Here is a 6,599-nt window from a genome sequence, read left to right on the forward strand (position 1 = left end):
CGGTCCCCCTCCCCGTGCCGGGGAGGATCACGCGGCTGCCTTCATGGTCGAGGTGCGGCAGAGCAACACCCGGCCACCGCTCACCTTCACCGGGATCACCGGCGTACACCCCTTGTCCTCGCCCAGCGCCTCGCCCGTATCCAGCGCGATCCGCCAGTTGTGCAGCGGGCACGCCACCGCGCCGCCATGCACGATGCCCTGCGACAGCCGGCCGCCCTTGTGCGGGCACCGATCGGCGAGTGCGAAGACCTTGCCGTCGCCGGTGCGGAAGACCGCGATGTCGTCGCCACCGGTGACCTGCACCGTACGGCTGCCGCGGACCGGGATCTCGTCGACCCAGCCGATATCGAGCCATTCGCCGATCATGCCATTTCCCTCGATGCGTCCAGAGGTGTGAAGCGCGCCATCGGGGCGTGCTGTTCGCGGTGCTCGCCCGCCGCACGGGCCGCCCACGGATCGTCCTGCGTGAACTGCTGCGAGAACAGGAACCGTGCCGCCAGCGCATCGCGGCCCTCGGGATCGTCGGCGATCCGTTCGCGGATATACTCGACGCCGATCCGCTCGATCCACGGCGCGGTCCGCTCCAGATAGCGCGCTTCCTCGCGGTACAATTGGATGAACGCGGCGCAGTAATGCATCGCCTCTTCCTCGGTCGCGACCTTGCACAGGAAGTCGGTCGCGCGGACCTTGATCCCGCCATTGCCGCCGACCGACAACTCGTAGCCGCTGTCGACGCACACCACGCCGAAATCCTTGATCGTCGCCTCGGCGCAGTTGCGCGGGCAGCCGCTGACCGCGATCTTGAACTTGTGCGGCATCCAACTGCCCCAGGTCATCCGCTCGACCTTCACGCCGAGCCCGGTCGAATCCTGCGTCCCGAACCGGCACCAGTCGGAGCCGACGCACGTCTTCACGGTGCGCAGCGACTTGCCGTACGCATGCCCGCTGACCATCCCGGCTGCGTTGAGATCGGCCCAGACCGCGGGCAGATCCTCCTTCTTGATCCCGAAGATGTCGAGCCGCTGGCCGCCTGTCACCTTGACCATCGGCGCATCGTATTTCTCGACGACATCGGCGATCGCGCGCAACTCGCGCGGGTTGGTGAGCCCACCCCACATCCGCGGCACGACCGAATAGGTGCCGTCCTTCTGGATGTTCGCGTGCACGCGCTCGTTGACGTAGCGGCTCTGCTGGTCGTCCTTGTAGTCGCCCGGCAACGCGCAGAGCAGGTAGTAATTGAGCGCAGGCCGGCACGACGAACACCCGTCCGGCGTCGACCAGCTCATCTTCTGCATGACTTCGGGGATTGAGCGCATGCCCTGTGCGACGATCTCGCGGCGGACGTCGTCGTGGCCGAAGCTGGTGCATTTGCACATCGTCTTGACCGAACGTTCGCCCGAATACTCGTCGCCCAGCGTGACCGCGAGCAGCGTCTCGACCAGCCCGGTACACGATCCGCACGACGCCGACGCCTTGCAGGTTGCGCGGACCGCGTCGAGCGTCGCGTTGCCGGCGCCGATGCACGCCACGACCTTGCCCTTGGTGACGCCGTTGCAGCCGCAGATCTCCGCATCGTCGGAGAGCGCCGCAACGGCCGCCTTAGGGTCCGCGGTGCCTCCTCCCGAGGCGAACGACTGGCCGAAGATCAGCATGTCGCGGATCGGCGCGATGTCTTCCGCCCGCTTGAGCAGGTCGAAATACCAGCCGCCATCGGTCGTGTCGCCGTACAGCACCGCGCCGACGATCCGGTCGTCCTTGACCACGACGCGCTTGTAGATGCCGCGCGACGCATCGCGCAGGACGATGTCCTCCGCGCCTGCACCGCCCGAGAAATCGCCCGCCGAGAACACATCGAGCCCGGCAACCTTCAATTTGGTCGAGGTTACCGATCCGCGATAGCCGCTGTGACTGTCGGTCAGTCCGTCGGCGAGCGCGCGGCACATATCCCACAGCGGCGCGACGAGTCCGTAGACGTTGCCGTCATGCTCGACGCATTCGCCGACCGCCAGGATCGACGGGTCGCTGGTGACCATGTGATCGTCGACCTTGATCCCGCGGCCGATCTCCAGCCCGGCTTCGCGCGCGAGGGCGACGGAGGGACGGATGCCGACCGCCATGACGACGAGGCTGGCCGGGATCAGCGTGCCGTCCTTGAGCAGCACGCCCTCGACGCGGGTATCGCCGACGATCTCGGCGGTATTCGCTTCGGTGAGGATGACCTGGCCGCGCGATTCCAGCGCCGATTTGAGCAACCAGCCTGCTGCCTCGTCGAGCTGGCGCTCCATCAGCGTCGGCATCAGGTGGATCACCGTGACCTTCATCCCGCGCAACGTGAGCCCGTGTGCCGCCTCCAGCCCGAGCAGCCCGCCACCGATAACGACCGCGGCGCCACCCTTTCCGGCGGCCTCCAGCATGTGATCGACGTCCGCCATGTCGCGGAACGAGATCACGCCGGGTAGGTCCTTGCCAGGGACGGGGATGATGAACGGATCGGAGCCGGTCGCGATCAGCAGCCGGTCGTACGACACCGTCAGCCCCGATCGTGCGGTGACGGTCTTTGCGGCGCGGTCGATCGCCTGCACCGGGTCGCTCGTCACCAGCTCTATGGTGTTTGTCGCGTACCAGGCGTGGTCGTTGATGACGATCTGCTCGAACGTCTTCTCGCCCGCCAGCACCGGCGACAGCATGATGCGGTTGTAGTTCACGTGCGGCTCGGCACCGAAGATCGTCACGCGGTACCGGGTCGGATCGCGCGCGATCAGTTCCTCGACCGCGCGACAGCCGGCCATGCCGTTGCCGATCACGACGAGGTGCTCGCGCCGCTTGGAAAAGGGGGTGTCGGGGAAGGGGGTTTGGTGTTCCATCAGATCATCCAGTCGGGTTGGAGCCGGGGAAGGGGGGGGCATGCGGGGAGCGCGCCGTTGACCGAGCGGTCGCTGGTGCGGCGTGCGTCGAGCGCCGCGTCGAGCAGCGCGCGCTCGTCCGATTTGTGCGTGGCGGAAAAGCGGACCGCGAGCGCGCAGACCGCGGTGCCTGCGACGACGTAGCCGAGGATGATCAGGCATTGCTGCGGGGTGGCCGACGCCTTGTTGAGGAACCCCGCCGCGACCGCGCCGATGTTGCCGCCTGCGCCGATCAGCCCGGCGACACCGCCGAGTGCCTTGCGGTCGATGAACGGCACCAGCGCATAGGTCGCGCCGCATGCCATGTGCGTGAACAGCCCGAACATCGTCATCGCCAGGATCGCGAGCGTGACGCTGCCGGCATGACCGAACAGCACCAGCCCGACGCCTTCGCCGAGCATCAGCGCGAACAACAGCAGCGCGCGGCCATCGAGGCCTTTGCTGAGCGCGATCCGGTCGCTCGCGATCCCGCCGAGCGCACGGGCAAAGAGCGCAAGCCCGCCGAAGATCCCTGCTGCCAGCCCCGCATTGGTCAGCGAAAGCCCGAACCGATCGACGTAGTAACTCGCCGCGATGTTGTGGATGAAGATCTCTACCCCGAAGCACGCGCCATAGGTCGCGGCGAGCATCCAGGTGCGGTAATTGGCGGCGGCGCGGCGGAAGATCGCCATGCCGGTCGCCTTGCCGCCGTCGAGTTCGATCCCCGCTGCGCGGAGGTCGACGATGTCGCCCTGCGGCGTATCCTGCGTGTAGCGTGCATAAACGAACGCCATCGCGACCATCGCCACTCCCGGCACGAACATCGCCGCGCGCCAGCCGAACGCGTGCTCGACGCCGAGCCCGACCAGCGCCGCGACGACAAGCGGCATCAGGCTCTGCGCCGCGCCGCCGCCGGCATTGCCCCAGCCACCGACGGTCGCGTTGGCGGTGCCGACGACGTTGGGCGCGAACATCACGCTCGTGTGATATTGCGTGATGACGAACGACGCGCCGATCGCGCCGATCGCGAGGCGGAAGAACAGGAACGTCTCGTAGGTCTGCGCGAACGCCAGCCCGAACACTGGGATCGCGCCGAGTAGCAGCAGCCACGTGTAGGTACGCCGCGGCCCGAACCGGTCGCAGAGCGGCCCGACCACCAGCCGCACCAGGATCGTCACCGCGACCGCGGCGATGTTAATGTTGGCGATCTGGTCTTTGCTCAGCCCGAACTCGGCCTTGATCAGCGGCATCAACGGCGCGGCGGCGAACCACGCGAAGAAGCACACGAAGAACGCCAGCCACGTGACGTGGAACGCGCGCATCTGCGGCGTGGCGGCGCTGAACAGGTCGATCCGCGTGGCTTTCGGCGCGGCGGTGTCGATACCCGGTGATGCGAACAGCATGATTTCCCCCATCTGCGACGGACAAAGAAAAAGCCGCCCCGACGGCGACCTTGCGGACGCATCGGAGCGGCTTCGTTGCCTATGGACGATCGGTGGATCGTCCTACGCGGTCAGGTCCCGTCGTTGGAACCGGTCTCGCGATGATTTCGTGTCCGACTCCCTTGCCGAACGATGCGAAGATGACCGAAGTGGCCGTATCGCGCAAGCGTCATTTCGCGGGTGCAGCAGATTTGGGTTTGACGGGGCGATTGACCGCTAAAACACTCCTCCCTGGAAGGGAGGGGACAAGAGAGTTCAGGGCAAGCCGGCCAGATACCCATCGATATCATGCGGATCGAACGCCCGCCGATCGAAAAACGCATCGCGCCCTAGGATCAACCGCCCCTGCGTCGATCCCGCGCCGATGCTGTCCGCGCCGATAGCCCCCTCGAGCTTCGAACTCGCATTCGGCAAAGGCGCGCCCGACCCGGCCAGCGCCGCGCGGTAAATGTCAGGACGGAACACCCCTTGCGCGACGTCCGCCTCCTCGGCCGAGAACGGCGTGCCGTCCCAGCGTACCATCTGCGAATACAGCCACGCCGCCTGACTGCGCCACGGGAAGTTCGCCGCCTCGCGGTACTGGAACATGAAGTCGGGCACGTGGATCGGCACCGCGTCCTTCACCAGCCGCACCCGGTCGCCGATCGCCCGCGACACCGCATCGACCGGGGCATCGAGATACTCAGGGCGAGACAGGATCGCCGCATTCTCCTCAAGCGTGTCCGGATCGATGAACTGCGCAGCCGCAGCGTGCAGCGCACGGATCAGCCGGTGGACGACGTCGCCACGCTCAGCCAGCGTCGCTGCGCGCATTGCCAGCACCTTCTCGACACCACGCTGCCAGACCTGCGCCGTCACCAGCGCGATCCGCCCGACGCCGCGATCGACCGCAACGCCATTCCACGGCTCGCCGACGCAGATGCCATCGACTTCGCCCGCCGCCAGCGCATCGGCGGCGAAGGTCGGGCTGGTCGTGACGATCTCGACGTCGGTATCCGGGCCGATGCCGACCGCCGCGAGCCAGTAGCGCAGCATGTAATTGTGGCTCGAATAGCGATGCACCACGCCGAACCGCAGCCGCCGCCCCGCCGCAGCACGCTCGGTCGCGACCGCCTTCAGTCGCGCACCCAGCACCACCGGATCGCCGAGCGCATCGCCGTCCATCACCTGCGCCGCGAGCGGCAGCGACAGCGTGATCGCATTGCCGTTGAGCCCCAGCACGAACGGCACCGCCATCGGCACCGCTGGCCGCCCACGCCCCAATGCTGTCGCGATCGCTAGCGGCGCGACCATGTGCGCGGCGTCGGTATGTCCGTACAGCAGCCGATCGCGCACCGTCGCCCAGGTCATGTCGCGGACGAGCTCGATCTCCAGTCCCTCGGCCTCGGCGAACCCACGTTCGCGCGCGAGGATCGGCAGCGCCGCATCGACGAGCGGGAGGAAACCGATGCGGACCCGGTCGAGCGCCATCACAAATCTCCCATGAGCGCGTCGCTGGTGATGATCGCATCGGCGATCTCGGCGATCCGGCGGTTGGATCGCATCGCCTGCGCGCGGAGCAGGCCGTAGGCGGTCGGCTCGTCGATCCCGCGGCGTTTCATCAGGATCGCTTTGGCGCGGTCGACCGTATTGCGATCGGCGAGCGCGCTGCGGGCTTCGTGCAACTCGGCCTGTAATCGCGCGAACGCCTGGAACCGACGGATTGCGAGATCGATGACCGGCTTGATCCGCTGCTTGGCCAGCCCGTCGACGATATAAGCGGAGACGCCAGCATCGACCGCGGCGGCGGTGGACTCCGCATCGCTCTGGTCGACGAACATCGCGATCGGCCGCGCCAGCGCGCGCGACACCGCGAAGAACTCCTCGAGCACATCGCGGCTCGGATTTTCGAGATTGATCAGCACCACCTCGGGCGCCGCCTTCTCGAGCGCCGCGACCATCCCCAACGTCCCGTCGATCACAACGATATCGTCAAGCCCCGCCTCGCGCAGGCCGTCCGAGATGATCGCCGCCCGCGTCGTGCTCGTGTCGATGATCGCGATCCGCATCGGGCGGTCTTATGCTGCACCGATCCTGATGGCGAGGCCACATCGGTCAAGGTTGCGCAGAAGGCGAATAGAGCTGGTGCGACGCTCGCCTCGAGGCAGACCGTGCACGGGAACTCGGTGTCTGACTTCGCCGGTGGGTTCAACGGGTGGCTGCAACACGCTCGGCGAACATTTCAGCCGGTGTCTGATACATCAAGGTCTTTCTGGGGCGCTCGTTGAGCTGGCGA

The 6,599-nt window shown here is 67.0% G+C and carries 5 protein-coding genes; all 5 read right to left on the minus strand.

What is annotated here, in order from left to right:
* Nucleotides 1-27: 27 nt before the first annotated feature.
* The gene (gene nirD / locus C8J45_RS09475; protein WP_175518279.1) at nt 28-366 is read right to left on the minus strand and encodes a nitrite reductase small subunit NirD; all 339 of its coding nucleotides are present in this window, start codon (nt 364-366) and stop codon (nt 28-30) included.
* Complete coding sequence (gene nirB, locus C8J45_RS09480) at nt 363-2,864, minus strand: nitrite reductase large subunit NirB (RefSeq protein ID WP_107962968.1); 2,502 nt, start codon at nt 2,862-2,864, stop codon at nt 363-365. The genes nirD and nirB overlap by 4 nt, the downstream gene beginning before the upstream one ends.
* Complete coding sequence (locus C8J45_RS09485; protein WP_107963024.1) at nt 2,864-4,285, minus strand: MFS transporter; 1,422 nt, start codon at nt 4,283-4,285, stop codon at nt 2,864-2,866. Before C8J45_RS09485 ends, nirB begins: the two co-directional genes overlap by 1 nt.
* Before the next feature lie 294 nt (nt 4,286-4,579).
* Nucleotides 4,580-5,794 carry a CmpA/NrtA family ABC transporter substrate-binding protein gene (locus tag C8J45_RS09490; RefSeq protein ID WP_107962969.1) on the minus strand — a complete coding sequence of 405 codons (1,215 nt, stop codon included), beginning with the start codon at nt 5,792-5,794 and terminating at the stop codon, nt 4,580-4,582.
* Nucleotides 5,794-6,372, minus strand: coding sequence for an ANTAR domain-containing response regulator (locus C8J45_RS09495; protein WP_107962970.1), 579 nt, complete (start codon nt 6,370-6,372; stop codon nt 5,794-5,796). The genes C8J45_RS09490 and C8J45_RS09495 overlap by 1 nt, the downstream gene beginning before the upstream one ends.
* Between the last annotated feature and the right edge of the window lie 227 nt (nt 6,373-6,599).

Origin of the sequence: Sphingomonas sp. PP-CE-3G-477 (assembly GCF_003050745.1) — a bacterium.
GTDB lineage: Bacteria > Pseudomonadota > Alphaproteobacteria > Sphingomonadales > Sphingomonadaceae > Sphingomonas.

Excerpts from the sequence above, each read along its gene's own strand:
- nirB (WP_107962968.1), bottom strand. The coding sequence starts at position 2,864 with ATGGAACACCAAACCCCCTTCCCCGACACCCCCTTTTCCAAGCGGCGC.
- C8J45_RS09485 (WP_107963024.1), bottom strand. The coding sequence starts at position 4,285 with ATGCTGTTCGCATCACCGGGTATCGACACCGCCGCGCCGAAAGCCACG.
- C8J45_RS09490 (WP_107962969.1), bottom strand. The coding sequence starts at position 5,794 with ATGGCGCTCGACCGGGTCCGCATCGGTTTCCTCCCGCTCGTCGATGCG.
- C8J45_RS09495 (WP_107962970.1), bottom strand. The coding sequence starts at position 6,372 with ATGCGGATCGCGATCATCGACACGAGCACGACGCGGGCGGCGATCATC.
- nirD (WP_175518279.1), bottom strand. The coding sequence starts at position 366 with ATGATCGGCGAATGGCTCGATATCGGCTGGGTCGACGAGATCCCGGTC.